General features: G+C 68.1%; 14 protein-coding genes. 11 read left to right on the top strand and 3 right to left on the bottom strand.

What is annotated here, in order from left to right; all coding sequences use genetic code 11:
• Positions 1-11: 11 nt before the first annotated feature.
• A complete protein-coding gene (locus MBR110_RS03400; RefSeq protein WP_014723739.1) occupies positions 12-1,004 on the bottom strand; it encodes a fumarylacetoacetate hydrolase family protein in 993 nt (330 codons plus the stop codon).
• A gap of 125 nt (positions 1,005-1,129) precedes the next feature.
• Here MBR110_RS03400 and MBR110_RS03395 point away from each other — a divergent pair, with 125 nt between their 5' ends.
• The 5 genes from MBR110_RS03395 (at position 1,130) to metH (ending at position 7,987) form a co-directional block, all read left to right on the top strand.
• A complete protein-coding gene (locus tag MBR110_RS03395) occupies positions 1,130-1,999 on the top strand; it encodes an IclR family transcriptional regulator (RefSeq protein WP_176300577.1) in 870 nt (289 codons plus the stop codon).
• Positions 2,000-2,116: 117 nt separating this feature from the next.
• Positions 2,117-3,427, top strand: coding sequence for a DUF3108 domain-containing protein (locus MBR110_RS03390; protein ID WP_176327415.1), 1,311 nt, complete (start codon positions 2,117-2,119; stop codon positions 3,425-3,427).
• Between the two features lie 245 nt (positions 3,428-3,672).
• Positions 3,673-3,930, top strand: coding sequence for a BTH_I0359 family protein (locus MBR110_RS03385; protein WP_006477667.1), 258 nt, complete (start codon positions 3,673-3,675; stop codon positions 3,928-3,930).
• 225 nt (positions 3,931-4,155) lie between these two features.
• Positions 4,156-5,223, top strand: a complete 1,068-nt coding sequence (locus tag MBR110_RS03380; RefSeq protein ID WP_014723742.1) for a homocysteine S-methyltransferase family protein — start codon at positions 4,156-4,158, stop codon at positions 5,221-5,223.
• A 46-nt stretch (positions 5,224-5,269) separates the two neighbouring features.
• A complete protein-coding gene (metH, locus tag MBR110_RS03375) occupies positions 5,270-7,987 on the top strand; it encodes a methionine synthase (protein WP_181709165.1) in 2,718 nt (905 codons plus the stop codon).
• Between the two features lie 147 nt (positions 7,988-8,134).
• Here the strand turns inward: metH and MBR110_RS03370 are convergent, their stop codons facing one another.
• Positions 8,135-8,458 (bottom strand): DUF1840 domain-containing protein, encoded by a 324-nt coding sequence (locus MBR110_RS03370; RefSeq protein WP_011886166.1) that lies wholly within the window; start codon positions 8,456-8,458, stop codon positions 8,135-8,137.
• 201 nt (positions 8,459-8,659) lie between these two features.
• On the opposite strand from MBR110_RS03370, the gene argS reads away from it, so the two are divergent.
• The 6 genes from argS to MBR110_RS03340 all read left to right on the top strand — a co-directional run bounded on the left by argS (position 8,660) and on the right by MBR110_RS03340 (position 15,559).
• Entirely contained in the window at positions 8,660-10,441 is a 1,782-nt protein-coding gene (argS, locus tag MBR110_RS03365; RefSeq protein WP_014723744.1) for an arginine--tRNA ligase, read from the top strand.
• A gap of 99 nt (positions 10,442-10,540) precedes the next feature.
• The gene (locus tag MBR110_RS03360) at positions 10,541-11,437 is read left to right on the top strand and encodes an SPOR domain-containing protein (RefSeq protein ID WP_175983591.1); all 897 of its coding nucleotides are present in this window, start codon (positions 10,541-10,543) and stop codon (positions 11,435-11,437) included.
• A gap of 66 nt (positions 11,438-11,503) precedes the next feature.
• Positions 11,504-12,142 carry a thiol:disulfide interchange protein DsbA/DsbL gene (locus MBR110_RS03355; protein WP_011886169.1) on the top strand — a complete coding sequence of 213 codons (639 nt, stop codon included), beginning with the start codon at positions 11,504-11,506 and terminating at the stop codon, positions 12,140-12,142.
• Between the two features lie 19 nt (positions 12,143-12,161).
• Complete coding sequence (locus MBR110_RS03350; protein ID WP_011886170.1) at positions 12,162-12,935, top strand: SDR family oxidoreductase; 774 nt, start codon at positions 12,162-12,164, stop codon at positions 12,933-12,935.
• Positions 12,936-13,652: 717 nt separating this feature from the next.
• Positions 13,653-15,248, top strand: a complete 1,596-nt coding sequence (locus MBR110_RS03345) for an ABC transporter substrate-binding protein (RefSeq protein ID WP_011886171.1) — start codon at positions 13,653-13,655, stop codon at positions 15,246-15,248.
• A gap of 122 nt (positions 15,249-15,370) precedes the next feature.
• A complete protein-coding gene (locus MBR110_RS03340; protein ID WP_059475390.1) occupies positions 15,371-15,559 on the top strand; it encodes a hypothetical protein in 189 nt (62 codons plus the stop codon).
• A gap of 17 nt (positions 15,560-15,576) precedes the next feature.
• Here MBR110_RS03340 and MBR110_RS03335 read toward each other — a convergent pair whose 3' ends face one another.
• Positions 15,577-16,656, bottom strand: a complete 1,080-nt coding sequence (locus MBR110_RS03335) for an MBL fold metallo-hydrolase (RefSeq protein WP_014723748.1) — start codon at positions 16,654-16,656, stop codon at positions 15,577-15,579.
• Positions 16,657-16,753: the final 97 nt, after the last annotated feature.

The following is a 16,753-nucleotide window of genomic DNA, read 5'->3' as shown; positions in this document are numbered from 1 at the left end:
AGCGCCGTACGTCAGGCCGCGCCGTCGGGCGGCGCGACGGCCTGCTCGATCGCGCCGAAAATCGACTTGCCGGCCGCATCGAACATCTCGATGCGCACGGTGTCGCCGTAGCGCATGAAGTCGGTCTGCGGCGCGCCGTGCTCGATCGTCTCGAGGCAGCGCTTCTCGGCGATGCAGCAGTAGCCGCGCTTCGCGTCCTTGTTCGACACGGTACCCGAGCCGACGATCGAGCCGGCGCGCAGATTGCGCGTCTTCGCCGCGTGCGCGATCAGTTGGCCGAAATGGAACACCATGTCGGCGCCCGCGTCCGGCTGGCCGACCTTGCGGTTGTTCCAGTGGACGATCATCGGCCGGTGCACGCGGCCGTCGCGCCATTCGTCGCCGAGCTCGTCGAGCGTCACCGCGACCGGCGCGAACGCGGTGGCCGGCTTGCTCTGGAAGAAGCCGAAACCCTTCGCGAGCTCGGCCGGAATCAGGTTGCGCAGCGACACGTCGTTCACCAGCGTGACGAGCCGCACGCCCTTCAGCGCGTCGTCCGGCGACACGCCCATCGGCACGTCGCCGGTGATCACCGCGACCTCGGCCTCGAAGTCGATGCCCCATTCCTCGGACGCGCACACGATGTCGTCGCGCGCGCCGAGGAAGTCGTCGCTGCCGCCCTGGTACATCAGCGGATCGGTCCAGAACTCCGGCGGCATCTCGGCGCCGCGCGCGCGCCGCACCAGCTCGACGTGGTTCACGTAGGCGGAGCCGTCGGCCCACTGGAAGGCGCGCGGCAGCGGCGCCATGCAGTTCGCCGCGTCGAACGCGAACGTGTGACGCGCGCGGCCGTGGTTCAGCGCGTCGTACAGCTCGCGCAGTTGCGGCGCGTAGAACGCCCAGTCGTCGAGGACGCGCTGCAGCGTCGGGGCGATCGCGTCGGCGATCGCCGCGGTGTGCAGGTCGCGCGACACGACGATCAGCTGGCCATCGCGCGTGCCGTCCTTCAGCGATGCAAGTTTCATGGGGGTCTGCCGTTGTAGTGACGATGGAGGGAATCTATTTTACGATGGTGAATCCGTGCGGCGCGCACGCTCGCATGCGCGCCGTTTTCGCTCCATCCTTGCCGCCTTGCCGCGCGCCGTTGCCCATGCCCGCCAGCCCGCTTCCCGACGACGATCTCGCCGATTCCGACACCGACGGCTCCGGCGAGCACGGCGAAGGCGGCGAGAAGCTGCGCTCCGGCATCCAGTCGATCGAGGTCGGCTTCCGCCTGCTCGACGTGCTGACGCGCGAGCCGCGCGCGATGATGCTGCGCGACCTCGCGCAGCGCGCGGGCATGAGCCCCGCGAAGGCGCACCGCTATCTGGTCAGCTTCTCGCGGCTCGGCGTCGTGTCGCAGGATCCGGTGTCGGGCCGCTACGAACTCGGCGGCTTCGCGCTGCAGATGGGGCTCGCGCGGCTCGCGCGCGTCGACGGCGTGAAGCTCGCGCGCATTGCGCTCACCGAGCTGCGCGACCGCGTCGACCAGACGGTCGGCATCGCAGTATGGGGCAACCAGGGCCCGACCATCGTGCACTGGATGGAATCGAGCCATCCGGCGAAGGCGTCGCTGAAGCTCGGCGACGTGATGCCGCTGCTCGGTTCCGCGACGGGCCTGCTGTTCGCCGCGTACCTGCCGCGCAGCAAGACGGCCGCGATGATCGAACGCGAGCTCGCCGATACGCGGCGCTCGCCGCATCACGGCGGCCCGCGCACGCTCGCCGAAGTCGACGCCGTGCTCGCCGACGTGCGCGCGCATCGGGCCGCGCGCGTCGAAGGCATGCTGCTGCCGACGATCCACGCGTTCTGCATGCCGGTGTTCGATGCGGTCGGCGAACTCGCGCTCGCGGTCGTCGCGCTCGGCCAGGAAGGCAGCTTCGACATCGCCTGGGGCGGCGAGATCGACACCGCGCTGCGCGCTTGCGCGCAAAAACTGTCGTACGAACTCGGCTATAGTCCGGACGCGCGCGACGCCTGACGGGCGGCGCGCGCCCCTGCCCGCGATGCACGCGAACGCGCGACGCGCGCGGCGGTCCGAGCTGTGACGCGCGGCACGTCCGCTGCGCCATGGCCTTCCTTCCGCTCCATTTCGTCGATGCCGCCTGCCGCCACCCGTCCTCGTCACGTCCTGCCCCGCCGCTGGCTGCGCGTGGGCGTCGCGCTCGTCGTCGTGCTGGTGCTGCATGCGCTCGCCGCGTGGTGGCTCGCGCGCAATCGCGACGCGTTCACGCCGCCCGCGCCCGCCGAGATTCCGGTGCAGATCGAACTGTTGAAGCCGCAACCGATCGAGCGGCGGCCCGCGTCGAAACCGGTCGACGCGCCGGCCGCGGCCGCCGCCGCACCCGCGAAGCCGGCCCGCGCGGCGCGCAAGCCGGCGCCGGCGCAGCCGCGCGTGCTCACGTCGACGCAGACCGCCGAGCACGGCGAGCCGCCGCCTGCTGCGGCATCGGGAGCATCGGCCGCATCGGCAGCGAGCGGCACGGCGGGCGCGTCCGGCGCGCAAGCAGCATCGGCCGCGAGCGCCGCGACGCCAGGCCCCGCGACGAGCGGCGTGAAATTCGACGCGCCGCCGTCCGGCGACCTGCAATACGACACGTTCTACAACGGAATGCAGAACATGATCGGCACGATCCACTGGCGCAACGACGGACGCACGTACGATCTGTCGGTGTCGATGCCGGTGCCGTTCATCGGCCCGTTCACGTACCGCAGCGAAGGCCGCATCGACGCCTTCGGCGTCGCGCCCGACCGATATGTGGAACAGCGCGGCAAGCGCCCCGAGGACATCGCGATCTTCAACCGCGAGATTCACCAGGTCGTGTTCACGCGCACGCCGAACAACGCGCCGCTGCCCGACGGCGTGCAGGATCGCTTCAGCATGCTGATGCAACTGTCGGGCCTCGTGCGCGGCAATCCGTCGGCGTACCGGCCGGGCGTCACGCAGCAGTTCTTCGTGATCGACAACAACAACGGCGAGACCTGGCCGATCATGGTGATCGGCGACGAGGACGTGCACACGCAGGCCGGCATCGTGCGCGCCCGCCACTTCATGCGGCTGCCGCGCCGCGCGGGCGACACGCGCCGCATCGACATGTGGCTCGCGCCGTCGCTCGGCTGGCTGCCCGCGCGGCTGATGCAGACCGAACCGAACGGCGCGCAGATCGAGCTCGTGTGGCACGGCCCGCTCGCGCCGCCGGCTGCACCGGCTGCATCGACCGTCCCGGCTGCACCGGCTGACCGCTCGGGGCCGGACGCAACGAACGCGCCTGCCCCGGCATCGGCATCTGCCGCGCCGGCGAGCGAGCCGGCTGGCCCTACGCAACAGCCGTCCGAGCAGCCGTCGGCGCAGCCGCCGATGCCCGCGCCGACGGACACGACGCCTGCCTCCGCGCCGCCCGCACAATGAGGCGGCATCGATCGGCAATTTCGACCGATTAAAGGTATTGAAAAAATGGCCGATGACACTCTTTAACAACTATTTCAGTGCACCGGATCACAATAGGAAACGTTTTAGAGACATCGGCTTCTAACCCGATACACCCCACGCGAACGGGAGAACGGGGTGTGCAGCGCAAGCCCCTTGAAACCGGCAAAGGCTACCCCACCTACGGGACAACAAGGCCAGATGCCACTGCGAAGAGGAGTGCCGCCATGCAAATGATCTACAACAGCCCCAATTACTGCGTCGTCGAATTTGCGCCGCAGGCCGGCCACCATCTGATGAATGCCGGCGGATACGAAATCGTCGACAAGAACGCGCAGCGCGAGATCTTCATCGACGGCGAACTCGCGGAGCGATTCCGCGCCCACGTGAAGCAGTTGATCGAGGATGAGCCGTCGCTCGACGAAGTGGACGAATTCCTCGGCCAGTTCGACAGCCTGATGATGATGCCCGTCGTCCTGCATTGACGACGCGCGGCCCGGCGCCACGCCGGGCCGTTTGCCGCGCTTGCGCGGCCCCGCGAGCACTCCGATCCAAGCCCCCGTCCGGTTCGCCGGGCGGGGGTTTTCGTTTGAGGCGGCCGCCGGCCCGCTCGGTGGCGCGCATCACGGCCGCCGCCCAGCGCGAGCGCGGGCGACGCGCCGGCGCAGCGGCTACAATGGCGGTTTTCCCGTCTTCGCCGCTCTGCCGCCATGTCTGCGTCCCCTCTCGCCGCTTCCGCCCCGCCCGACGCGCGCTACACGCGCGGCGCCGAACTGCCCGCGCTGCTGAAATCGCGCATCCTGATCCTCGACGGCGCGATGGGCACGATGATCCAGCGCTACAAGCTCGACGAGGCCGCGTATCGCGGCGAGCGCTTCAAGGATTTCCCGCGCGACGTGAAGGGCAACAACGAGCTGCTGTCGCTCACGCAGCCGCAGATCATCAGCGAGATCCACGACCAGTACTTCGCGGCCGGCGCCGACATCGTCGAGACCAACACGTTCGGCGCGACGACCGTCGCGCAGGCCGACTACGGGATGGAAGACCTCGTCGTCGAGATGAACGTCGAATCGGCGCGCCTCGCGCGCGAATCGGCCGCCCGCCATGCGACGCCCGGCAAGCCGCGCTTCGTCGCGGGCGCGATCGGGCCGACGCCGAAGACGGCCAGCATCTCGCCCGACGTCAACGATCCGGGCGCGCGCAACATCACGTTCGACGAGCTGCACGCCGCGTACTACCAGCAGGCGAAGGCGCTGCTCGACGGCGGCGTCGACCTGTTCCTCGTCGAGACGATCTTCGACACGCTGAACGCGAAGGCCGCGCTGTTCGCGCTCGACGAACTGTTCGAGGACACCGGCGAGCGCCTGCCGATCATGGTCTCGGGCACCGTCACCGACGCGTCGGGCCGCATCCTGTCGGGCCAGACGGTCGAGGCGTTCTGGAATTCGCTGCGCCACGCGAAGCCGCTCACGTTCGGCCTGAACTGCGCGCTGGGCGCGGCGCTGATGCGCCCGTACATCGCCGAGCTCGCGAAGCTGTGCGACACCTACGTGTCCTGCTACCCGAACGCGGGCCTGCCGAACCCGATGAGCGACACCGGCTTCGACGAGACGCCGGACGTCACGTCGGGCCTGCTGAAGGAGTTCGCGCAGGCCGGGCTCGTGAACCTCGCGGGCGGCTGCTGCGGCACCACGCCCGAGCACATCGCCGAGATCGCCAAGGCGCTCGCCGACGTGAAGCCGCGCCGCTGGCCGAGCCAGTACAGCGAAGCCGCCTGACCACCCGCATCAACGCCCGCCCTACCTCACCAGAATTCGCACCGCCATGACCGATCACATGATGCGCCTTGCCGGCCTCGAGCCGTTCAACGTCACGTCCGGGACGCTCTTCATCAACGTCGGCGAACGCACCAACGTCACCGGCTCGAAGGCGTTCGCGCGGATGATCCTCAACGGCCAGTTCGACGAGGCGCTCGCGGTCGCGCGCCAGCAGGTCGAGAACGGCGCGCAGGTGATCGACGTCAACATGGACGAGGCGATGCTCGATTCGAAGGCGGCGATGGTGCGCTTCCTGAACCTGATCGCGTCCGAGCCGGACATCGCGCGCGTGCCGATCATGATCGACTCGTCGAAGTGGGACGTGATCGAGGCCGGCCTCAAATGCGTGCAGGGCAAGGCGATCGTGAACTCGATCTCGCTGAAGGAAGGTGAGGACGCGTTCCGCCACCACGCGAAGCTGATCCGCCGCTACGGCGCGGCCGCGGTCGTGATGGCGTTCGACGAAACCGGCCAGGCCGACACCTACCAGCGCAAGACCGAGATCTGCAAGCGCTCGTACGACTTCCTCGTGAACGAAGTCGGCTTCCCGCCGGAAGACATCATCTTCGACCCGAACATCTTCGCGGTCGCGACCGGCATCGAGGAGCACAACAACTACGCGGTCGACTTCATCGAGGCGACGCGCTGGATCAAGCAGAACCTGCCGTATGCGAAGGTGAGCGGCGGCGTGTCGAACGTGTCGTTCTCGTTCCGCGGCAACGACCCGGTGCGCGAGGCGATCCACACCGTGTTCCTGTACCACGCGATCCAGGCCGGAATGGACATGGGCATCGTGAACGCCGGCCAGCTCGGCGTGTACGCCGACCTCGATCCGGAGCTGCGCGAGCGCGTGGAGGACGTGATCCTGAACCGCCGCGCCGATTCCACCGACCGGCTGCTCGAGATCGCCGACAAGTTCAAGACCGGCGCGGCGAAGAAGGAAGAGAACCTCGAGTGGCGCAACCAGCCGGTCGAGAAGCGTCTCGCGCATGCGCTCGTGCACGGCATCACGAACTTCATCGTCGAAGACACCGAGGAAGCGCGCGCGGCGATCGCCGCGGCGGGCGGGCGCCCGATCAACGTGATCGAAGGCCCGCTGATGGACGGCATGAACATCGTCGGCGACCTGTTCGGCCAGGGCAAGATGTTCCTGCCGCAGGTCGTGAAGTCGGCGCGCGTGATGAAGCAGGCCGTCGCGCACCTGATCCCGTTCATCGAGGAAGAGAAGCGCCTGCTCGCGGAAGCGGGCGGCGACGTGCGCGCGAAGGGCAAGATCGTCATCGCGACCGTGAAGGGCGACGTGCACGACATCGGCAAGAACATCGTGTCGGTCGTGCTCCAGTGCAACAACTTCGAAGTGGTCAACATGGGCGTGATGGTCCCGTGCAACGAGATCCTCGCGAAGGCGAAGGTCGAGGGCGCGGACATCATCGGGCTGTCGGGGCTCATCACGCCGAGCCTCGAGGAAATGGCCTACGTCGCGTCGGAAATGCAGCGCGACGACTACTTCCGCGTGAAGAAGATCCCGCTGCTGATCGGCGGCGCGACGACGTCGCGCGTGCACACCGCCGTGAAGATCGCGCCGCATTACGAAGGGCCGGTGGTCTACGTGCCGGACGCGTCGCGCTCGGTGTCGGTCGCGTCGAACCTGCTGTCCGACGAAGGCGCGGCCAAGTACCTCGACGACCTGAAGGCCGACTACGAGCGCATCCGCGATCAGCACGCGAACCGCAAGGCGCAGCCGATGGTCACGCTCGCCGAAGCGCGCGCGAACAAGACGAAGATCGACTGGTCGAGCTACCGCCCGGTGAAGCCGAAGTTCATCGGCCGGCGCGTGTTCAAGAACTACGACCTGAACGAGCTCGCGAACTACATCGACTGGGGCCCGTTCTTCCAGACCTGGGACCTCGCGGGCCCGTACCCGGCGATCCTGAACGACGAGATCGTCGGCGAATCCGCGCGCCGCGTGTTCTCCGACGCGAAGTCGATGCTCGCGCGCCTGATCCAGGGCCGCTGGCTGACCGCGAACGGCGTGATCTCGCTGCTGCCGGCCAACACGGTGAACGACGACGACATCGAAATCTACACCGACGACACGCGCACGGAAGTGCTGCTCACGTGGCGCAACCTGCGCCAGCAGAGCGTGCGGCCGGTGGTCGACGGCGTGATGCGCCCGAACCGCTCGCTCGCCGACTTCATCGCGCCGAAGGACTCGGGCGTCGCCGACTACATCGGGATGTTCGCGGTGACGGCCGGCCTCGGCGTCGACGTGAAGGAAAAGCAGTTCGAAGCCGACCACGACGACTACAGCGCGATCATGCTGAAGGCGCTCGCCGACCGCTTCGCGGAAGCGTTCGCCGAAGCGATGCACGCGCGCGTGCGCCGCGAGCTGTGGGGCTATGCGAGCGACGAGACGCTCGACAACGACGCGCTGATCGCCGAAAAGTACGCGGGCATCCGTCCGGCGCCCGGCTATCCGGCCTGCCCCGACCACCTCGTGAAGCGCGACATGTTCGCGGCGCTGCACGCGGACGAGATCGGGATGAGCGTGACCGATTCGCTCGCGATGCTCCCGGCGGCGAGCGTGTCGGGCTTCTATCTCGCGCATCCGGACAGCCGGTATTTCTCGGTCGGCAAAATCGGGCAGGATCAGCTCGACGATTATGCGCGGCGCATGTCGCTGTCGCTCGACGACGCGCGCCGCGCGCTCGCGCCGCAGCTGTGATCCGGGCGCGGCGCGCGCATCGGCGCGCCGCTTTGGTCATACGAAATGAAAAAAGCCCGCGCGATGCGGGCTTTTTTCATGGCATTCTGGCCTGCCGGGCTGCGTCGGCCGGCCGGCGCGTGGCGCGTGGCGACCGGCGACGGGCGTTCAGAAGCCCCAGTGCACGTCGGCCTGCGCGGCCTTCGCTTCACGCAGCATCGCGAGGAACGGTGCGACGCGCTGCGCGAGGCTCGCCGGCACTTCGTGGTGCGCGTGATCGTCGTCGTCCTCGTGGAAATGGCCGGCGTGCTCGGCGCGTTCCTGCTTCGCCTGCGCGACCGCGCCTTCCAGCTTCGCGATCGCGTGGTCCAATTCGTCGTGCGTAATGACGCCGCGTTCGCCCAGTTGCTTGCCGACGAGGCCCAGCACGTATACAGCGAAATCCTTCAGCACGTCTAGATCCTGTGCCGCCTTGCTCTTGAACGTAATCATGACAATTCCCTTTTCATCTTGTTGTGCCCGCACGGCGCGGTGGGGAGGACGCCGGCAGGGCGGCGTCCGGCCTCGCGGACGCGGGGCGCCTGAGCGGCATATTAGCACCTGTTAAAATTCTGCGATCCCTGAAACGCGCGCTTAAAAAGCGCGCCGGCGGGCCGGCGCTTCCGGCCGCCACCAACGAAGCCTTCTACCAGCATGCTGCCAGCACACAAACAGACCCTCGAAGCCCTGCTCGCGGATAGCGTCGCGCAGGTCGCACACGCGCTCAAGGGCGCCGACGCCGAATTCGTCATCCCGGCCATCACGCTGGAGCGCCCGAAGGTCGCCGCGCACGGCGACGTCGCGTGCAACGTCGCGATGCAGCTCGCCAAGCCGCTCGGCACGAACCCGCGCCAGCTCGCCGAGCGGATCGTCGCGGCGCTGGTCGCGCAGCCGGCCGCGCAAGGGCTCGTCGACGCGGCGGAAATCGCCGGCCCGGGCTTCATCAACCTGCGCGTGAGCGCCGCCGCGAAGCAGGCCGTGATCGCCGCCGTGTTCGAGCAGGGCCGCGCGTTCGGCACGTCGGAGCGTGAAAAAGGCAAGCGGGTGCTGGTCGAATTCGTGTCGGCCAACCCGACCGGCCCGCTGCACGTCGGCCACGGCCGCCAGGCGGCGCTCGGCGACGTGCTCGCGAACGTGATCGCGAGCCAGGGCTACGCGGTGCACCGCGAGTTCTACTACAACGACGCGGGCGTGCAGATCGCCAACCTCGCGATCTCGACGCAGGCGCGCGCGCGCGGCCTGAAGCCGGGCGACGCCGGCTGGCCCGAAGCCGCGTACAACGGCGAATACATCGCCGACATCGCGCGCGACTACCTGAACGGCGCGACGGTCGCGGCGAAGGACGGCGAGCCGGTCACCGGCGCGCGCGACATCGAGAATCTCGACGCGATCCGCAAGTTCGCGGTCGCCTACCTGCGCCACGAACAGGACATGGACCTGCAGGCGTTCGGCGTGAAATTCGACCAGTACTACCTCGAGTCGTCGCTGTACAGCGAAGGCCGCGTCGAGAAGACAGTCGACGCGCTGGTCAAGGCCGGCATGACCTACGAGCAGGACGGCGCGCTGTGGCTGCGCACGACCGACGAAGGCGACGACAAGGACCGCGTGATGCGCAAGTCGGACGGCACGTACACGTACTTCGTGCCGGACGTCGCGTACCACGTGACGAAATGGGAGCGCGGCTTCACGAAGGTGATCAACATCCAGGGCTCTGACCACCACGGCACGATCGCGCGCGTGCGCGCCGGGCTCCAGGGGCTGCACATCGGCATCCCGAAGGGCTATCCCGACTACGTGCTGCACAAGATGGTCACCGTGATGCGCGACGGCCAGGAAGTGAAGCTGTCGAAGCGCGCGGGCAGCTACGTGACGGTGCGCGACCTGATCGAATGGTCGGGCGGCGCGGCGCCGGGCCAGGAGGCCGCGCCCGACATGATCGACGAAGCGACCATCACGCGCGGCCGCGACGCGGTCCGCTTCTTCCTGATCTCGCGCAAGGCCGACACCGAGTTCGTGTTCGACATCGACCTCGCGCTGAAACAGAACGACGAGAACCCCGTCTACTACGTCCAGTACGCGCACGCGCGGATCTGCTCGGTGCTCAACGAACTGAAGGCGCGCTACAACGTCGACGTCGCACAACTGCCGGGCGCCGACCTGTCGCAGCTCACGAGCCCGCAGGCCGTGTCGCTGATGCAGAAGCTCGCCGAGTATCCGGATCTCCTCACGCACGCCGCGAACGAGCTGGCGCCGCACGCGGTCGCGTTCTATCTGCGCGATCTCGCTGGTGAATTCCACTCGTTCTACAATGCGGAGCGCGTGCTGGTCGACGACGAAGCGCCGCGCAACGCACGCGCCGCGCTGCTCGCCGCGACCCGGCAGGTGCTGGAGAACGGCCTGGCGATGCTCGGGGTATCCGCGCCCGCCAAGATGTAAGCTGCCCGAACCAGGCAGCGAATGGCCGCGGCGGCGCCCGCCCGCAGGATCCCGCCTGCCGCAGCCTTTTCACGATTCTTTTTGCAGGTGACTCAAGCAATGGCACAACCACGCCGAACTTCGAAGCAATCGAAACAAGCCGGAGGAACATTTCTTGGAATCGTGCTGGGCCTGATCGTCGGCCTCGCGATTGCGGTGGTGGTGGCGCTCTACATCACGCGTTCGCCGTCGCCGTTCGTGTCGAAGGTGGCGCCGCCCGTCGACAACGGCGCGAGCCAGCCGCAGCAGTTCGATCCGAACCGCGCGCTGCAGGGCAAGACGCCCGGCCAGCCGGTGCCGCAGGCCGCGCAGTCCGCGCCGCCCAATACCGCGCCCGGCCAGGCCGCGAACCAGACCCAGGGCGGCCTGCTGCCCGAACCGCAGATCGTCGAGGTGCCGTCGTCGGGCAACGCGAACGGCGCGAACGGCTCCGGCAGCGCGAACAACGGCACCGCGTCGAACAACGCCTCGAACAACGCAGCGTCGGGCAACGGCGTCGCCGTCGCGCCGAAGCCGGCCGACAACCCGCCGCCGAAGAAGACGCAACAGGCGCAACAACCGCAGCAGTCCGGCGAGGACGACCTCGCGCGTTTCGCCGCGCAGAAGCAGGCGCAGCAGGCCGCCGCGCAAAAGCAGCAGCAACAGCAAGCCGCCGCGAAGCCGGCGCCGTCCGCGACGTCGTCCGCAGCGGCCAAAGCGCCGAGCGCCAGCGACGCGAACACCGGCTACTTCCTGCAGGTCGGCGCGTACAAGACGGAAAGCGACGCCGAGCAGCAGCGCGCACGGCTCGGCTTCCAGGGCTTCGAGTCGAAGGTATCGAAGCGCGACGTCAGCGGCGTGACCTACTTCCGCGTGCGGGTCGGCCCGTTCTCGAAGTTCGAGGATATGAACTCGGCCCGTCAGCGCCTGTCCGATGCAGGTGTCGACACGGCGGTGATCCGCTTCACGAAGCAGTGAGCGCCGGCCGCGCCCACGCAGATTCCGTTACGTTCCGTAACCCGAGCAACTGACGACGTTCCCAACATGAAAAAACTGCTTAGCACGCTTCTCCTCTCCGTGGGCCTGGTCGCCGGCTTCGCGCACGCAACGCCCGCCGCACCGGTGTCGGGCAAGGACTTCGAAGTGATGAAGTCGCCGCAGCCGGTGTCGGCGCCGGCCGGCAAGGTCGAGGTCATCGAATTCTTCTGGTACGGCTGCCCGCACTGCTACGAATTCGAGCCGACGCTCGAGGCGTGGGTGAAGAAGCAAGGCGCCAACATCGACTTCAAGCGCGTGCCGGTCGCGTTCCGCGACGACTTCGTCCCGCATTCGAAGCTGTACTACGCGGTGTCCGCGCTGGGCATCTCGGAGAAGGTCACGCCGGCGATCTTCAACGCGATCCACAAGCAGAAGAATTACCTGCTGACGCCGCAGGCGCAGGCCGACTTCCTGGCGACGCAAGGCGTCGACAAGAAGCAGTTCATGGACGCGTACAACTCGTTCAGCGTGCAAGGCCAGGTCAAGCAGTCGGCCGAGCTGATGAAGAACTACGCGATCGACGGCGTGCCGACCGTCGTCGTTCAGGGCAAGTACAAGACGGGCCCGGCTTACACGAACAGCATTCCGGGTACCGCGCAGGTGCTCGACTACCTCGTGAAGCAGGTGCAGGACAAGAAGCTCTGATCCGCGAGCGCGCGCCGGCATGACTACTCCGCTGAAGGTTTTCATCACCGGCGCGTCGAGCGGCCTCGGCCTCGCGTTGGCCGACGAATATGCACGCCAGGGCGCGACGCTCGCGCTCGTCGCGCGCCGCACCGAAGCGCTCGACGCATTCGCGCGGCGCTTTCCGAAGCTGTCGGTGTCCGTGTATCGCGCCGACGTACGCGACGCCGACGCGCTGGCCACGGCCGCCGCATCGTTCATCGCCGCGCACGGCTGCCCGGACGTCGTGATCGCGAACGCCGGCATCAGCCAGGGCGCCGTCACGGGCCAGGGCGATCTCGCCGCGTTCCGCGACGTGATGGACATCAACTATTACGGGATGGTCGCGACCTTCGAGCCGTTCGTCGGCCCGATGACGGCCGCGCGCCACGGCACGCTGGTCGGCGTTGCGAGCGTCGCCGGCGTGCGCGGGCTGCCGGGTTCGGGCGCCTACAGCGCGTCGAAGTCGGCGGCGATCAAGTACCTCGAGGCGCTGCGCGTCGAACTGCGGCCGGCCGGCGTCGGCGTCGTGACGATCGCGCCCGGCTATATCCGCACGCCGATGACGGCGCACAACCCGTACCGGATGCCGTTCCTGATGGACGCCGACCGCTTCGCGGCCCGCGCGGCCCGCGCGATCGCGCGGCAACACGCGTTCCGCGTGATCCCGTGGCAGATGGGCGTCGTCGCGAAGGTGCTGCACGTGCTGCCGCGCTGGCTCTACGACCGTCTGTTCGAAAAGGCGCCGCGCAAGCCGAAGGCCGGCGCGCACTGACGCGGCGCTCGCGGGGCGGGTGCCGCGGGACGGTTCTGCGTCGGCGCGGCGAGCGTGCCGTTGGTTCGGGCCGGATACCTCCGGCGCCGCGCATCGCGCATCGCGCATCTCGCATCTCGCATCTCGCTCTACGCTCTACCTTCGCCCTTCGCACTGCGCACTGCGCTGCACTCCACACTCCACACTCCACGCTTCACGCTTCACGCTTCACGCTTCACGCTCCACGCTTCACGCTCCACGCTTCACGCTTCACACTCCACGCTTCACGCTTCACGCTTCACGCTTCACGCTCCACGCTTCACACTCCACGCTTCACGCTTCACGCTTCACGCTTCACGCTTCACGCGCCACATTCCACGCTTCACGCTTCACGCTTCACGCGCCACATTCCACGCTTCACGCATCGCGCACCCCGCGCCGCGCCGTGCGCCAAACACACGCACGAAGCATCGCTGCCGCCAGCCAGCCGCGCCGGGCTTCTCGTTGCTTCCGCCACTTCCCTCCCCGCGCCACCGCACACCCCACCGCGCCGCCGCCCCAGCACGCATTCCGTCGCGAACGCACCCGTTTGTCGCGCAATTCGCCGCGTTCCGGCGCCTTTACCCACGCCGCGCGCGCTTTGACGGTATCCTATTCGCCAGCCGCGCCGGCCCGGCCTCGCCGGGCCGCGCCGCATTCCGACACCGCGCAAAAATCACAAGTCACGTGGGAGAACCTATGCACGTCAAGCTGTTCGCCGCGGCGGCACTGGCCGCCGCCGTCGCCGCTCCGGGCGTCGCCGCCGCCAAGCCGCTCACCGTTTGCACCGAGTCGAGCCCCGACGGCTTCGACGTCGTGCAGTACAACTCGCTCGTCACCACCAACGCGTCGGCCGACGTGATCTTCAATACGCTCGTGTCGTACGACGAAGCGACCAAAAAGGTCGTCCCCGCGCTCGCCGACAAATGGGAAGCGAGCGCCGACGGCCTCACCTACACGTTCCATCTGCGCCCGAACGTCGCGTTCCAGACCACGGACTACTTCAAGCCTGGCCGCCCGCTGAACGCCGACGACGTCGTCTTCACGTTCGCGCGGATGCTCGACGATTCGAACCCGTGGCACAAGGTGGCCGGCGCGAGCGGCTTCCCGCACGCGCAGTCGATGGGCCTCGCGAAGCTCGTGAAGTCGGTCTCGAAAGTCGACGACAGCACCGTGAAGTTCGTGCTGAACGAGCCGAACGCGACGTTCGTGCCGATCCTGACGATGGGCTTCGCGTCGATCTACTCGGCCGAATACGCGGACCAGCTGCTGAAGGCCGGCAAGCAGGCCGACCTGAACGCGAAGCCGATCGGCACCGGCCCGTTCGTGCTGAAGAGCTATACGAAGGACGCGCTGATCCGCTACGACGTGAACCCGAGCTACTGGGGCGCGAAGCCGAAGGTCGACCGGCTGATCTACGCGATCACGCCCGACGCGTCGGTGCGCATGCAGAAGGTGAAGGCCGGCGAATGCCAGATCGCGCTGTCGCCGAAGCCGCAGGACGTGCTCGCCGCGAAGGGCGAAAGCGCGCTGAAGGTCGTGCAGACGCCCGCGTTCATGACCGCGTTCGTCGCGCTGAACACGCAGAAAAGGCCGCTCGACAACGACAAGGTGCGCGAGGCGCTGAACCTCGCCTTCGATCGCGCGACCTATCTGAAGGTCGTGTTCGACAACACGGCGACGGCCGCGAACAACCCGTATCCGCCGAACACGTGGAGCTACGCGAAGGACCTCGCGCCGTATCCGTACGATCCGGCGAAGGCGAAGCAACTGCTCGCGCAGGCCGGCTTCCCGAACGGCTTCACGACGACGATCTGGACGCGCCCGACCGGCAGCGTGCTGAACCCGAACCCGAAGGCCGGCGCCGAGCTGCTGCAGGCCGACCTCGCGAAGATCGGCGTGAAGGCCGACGTGAAGGTGATCGAATGGGGCGAGCTGATCAAGCAGGCGAAGCTCGGCCAGCACGACATGCTGTTCATGGGCTGGGCCGGCGACAACGGCGATCCGGACAATTACCTGACGCCGCTGTTCAGCTGCAACGCGGTGAAGTCGGGCATCAACTTCGCGCGTTTCTGCGACGCGCAGCTCGACAAGCTGATCGCCGACGGCAAGGCGACCGCCGATCAGGCCAAGCGCGCGAAGCTGTACGAAGCGGCGCAGAAGATCATCCACGACCAGGCGCTGTGGATTCCGCTCGGCTACCCGACCGCGGCCGCGCTCACGCGCGCGAACGTGAGCGGCTATCGCGTGAGCCCGTTCGGCCGTCAGAACTTCACGACGGTGTCCGTGCAGTAAGCGTGTGAGGCGTGCGTGCATGCGTCGCATGCACGGCGCGTCTCATCTCACCGCCAGCGGCACCCGCCGCTGGCCGCCAAGAATCGGATGCGCGTTGCGGCACCGCACGCACGCGCAGTTGGTTGCTGCTGCTCGACAAGCTGACCACACGCCTCGCTCCCGAATCGGCGCGCGCGATCGAAGCCGCGCTGGCCGGCTTTCCCGGCCCGATCGACACCGCATCGCACGACGCGTGCGTTCGCCGCCTCGCCCACCCCAACCACACCACGCAACGACAGCGCGCCGGCTTGCGCCCCGCGGCCGCCGCGTAACGGACGACGCAGCGCCCTCAGCGCACGCCGCGGAACCGCAGCATGCCGTCGTCGCCCTGCTCGCGCACGAGCTCGCCGGCAAGCCACAGCAGGTTCAGGTGCGCGAGCGCCTCGCCGAGCGCGAACGTCATCTGATGGATGTCGAGCTCGCGGCGGCGGAACATGATCGGCACGATGTCGGCCGCGCTCGCCGGGCGTTCGGCACACTCGGCACGCACTTCGTCGAGACGCGCGTCGTGGTGCGCGCGCAGTTGCGCGATGCGCGTGCGCACGCCGCGGAACGGCTTGCCGTGCGACGGCAGCACGAGCGTGTCGGGCGCCATCGTCTCGTAGCGGCCGAGCGATTCCAGATACAGCGCAAGCGGGTTCGCTTCCGGCTCGAGATCGAACACCGACACGTTGGTCGAGATGCGCGGCAGCACCATGTCGCCGGAAATCAGCACGCCGTCCGCTTCGCTGTGGAGCGCGCAATGTTCAGGCGAATGCCCGTAGCCGGTGACGACGCGCCAGGTGCGCGCGCCGATCGTCACCGCGTCGCCGTCGCGCAGGCGCCGGTAGCGCGGCGGCACGGCCGGCACGAGGTCCGAGTAGTAGCTGCGGCGGCTGCGCAGCTTGTCGAGCGCGACCGGATCGGTGAGGCCATGACGCGCGAAATGCTCGGCCGCCGCCGCGCCGCCCGCGTTCGAGCCGTTGCCGGCCGCCATCAGGCAGCCGAACATGTATTCGCCGAGCGTCATCCACAGCCGCACGTTCCAGCGGCCGCGCTCGCCGCCTTCGCAGAGCCAGTTGGCGAGACCGAAGTGATCGGGGTGGCAATGCGTGACCAGCACGCGCAGCACCGGCAGCCCGTCGAGCTGCGTGTCGAAGATGTGTTCCCAGTGCGTGCGGATCGCGTCCGACGCGATCCCGCAGTCGACGATCGTCCAGCCGGCCTGCCCGTCGATCTCGTCGCGCAGCAGCCACAGGTTGATGTGGTCGAGCGAAAACGGCAGCGGCATGCGCAGCCAGCGCACGCCCGGCGCGACCTCGAACGTGTCGCCCGCGGCGGGCAGCGTGTCGGCGAACGGATAGTCGAGTTGGTGTTCCAGTGCGTTCATCGGTGGGGTGTCTCGTCGTTATCGGTACACACGCGGCGCACCTGCGGTGCGAAAGGCGTGTAATGGTGGGCAATGGCGTGCCAATGCGCGGCGATCC

Origin of the sequence: Burkholderia sp. MBR-1 (assembly GCF_013822785.1) — a bacterium.
GTDB classification, from domain to species: Bacteria; Pseudomonadota; Gammaproteobacteria; order Burkholderiales; family Burkholderiaceae; genus Burkholderia; species Burkholderia vietnamiensis.
The sequence above is the reverse complement of the archived record's forward strand: the minus strand, read 5'-3'. Positions and strand labels throughout refer to the sequence as shown.

Bases quoted from the DNA above. Each gene is read 5' to 3' on its own strand.
- MBR110_RS03370 (WP_011886166.1), bottom strand. From the start codon at position 8,458: ATGATTACGTTCAAGAGCAAGGCGGCACAGGATCTAGACGTGCTGAAG.
- MBR110_RS03380 (WP_014723742.1), top strand. From the start codon at position 4,156: ATGTCTGCGTCCCCTCTCGCCGCTTCCGCCCCGCCCGACGCGCGCTAC.
- MBR110_RS03390 (WP_176327415.1), top strand. From the start codon at position 2,117: ATGCCGCCTGCCGCCACCCGTCCTCGTCACGTCCTGCCCCGCCGCTGG.
- MBR110_RS03345 (WP_011886171.1), top strand. From the start codon at position 13,653: ATGCACGTCAAGCTGTTCGCCGCGGCGGCACTGGCCGCCGCCGTCGCC.
- MBR110_RS03385 (WP_006477667.1), top strand. From the start codon at position 3,673: ATGCAAATGATCTACAACAGCCCCAATTACTGCGTCGTCGAATTTGCG.
- metH (WP_181709165.1), top strand. From the start codon at position 5,270: ATGACCGATCACATGATGCGCCTTGCCGGCCTCGAGCCGTTCAACGTC.
- MBR110_RS03360 (WP_175983591.1), top strand. From the start codon at position 10,541: ATGGCACAACCACGCCGAACTTCGAAGCAATCGAAACAAGCCGGAGGA.
- MBR110_RS03395 (WP_176300577.1), top strand. From the start codon at position 1,130: ATGCCCGCCAGCCCGCTTCCCGACGACGATCTCGCCGATTCCGACACC.
- MBR110_RS03400 (WP_014723739.1), bottom strand. From the start codon at position 1,004: ATGAAACTTGCATCGCTGAAGGACGGCACGCGCGATGGCCAGCTGATC.
- MBR110_RS03350 (WP_011886170.1), top strand. From the start codon at position 12,162: ATGACTACTCCGCTGAAGGTTTTCATCACCGGCGCGTCGAGCGGCCTC.
- MBR110_RS03355 (WP_011886169.1), top strand. From the start codon at position 11,504: ATGAAAAAACTGCTTAGCACGCTTCTCCTCTCCGTGGGCCTGGTCGCC.
- MBR110_RS03335 (WP_014723748.1), bottom strand. From the start codon at position 16,656: ATGAACGCACTGGAACACCAACTCGACTATCCGTTCGCCGACACGCTG.
- argS (WP_014723744.1), top strand. From the start codon at position 8,660: ATGCTGCCAGCACACAAACAGACCCTCGAAGCCCTGCTCGCGGATAGC.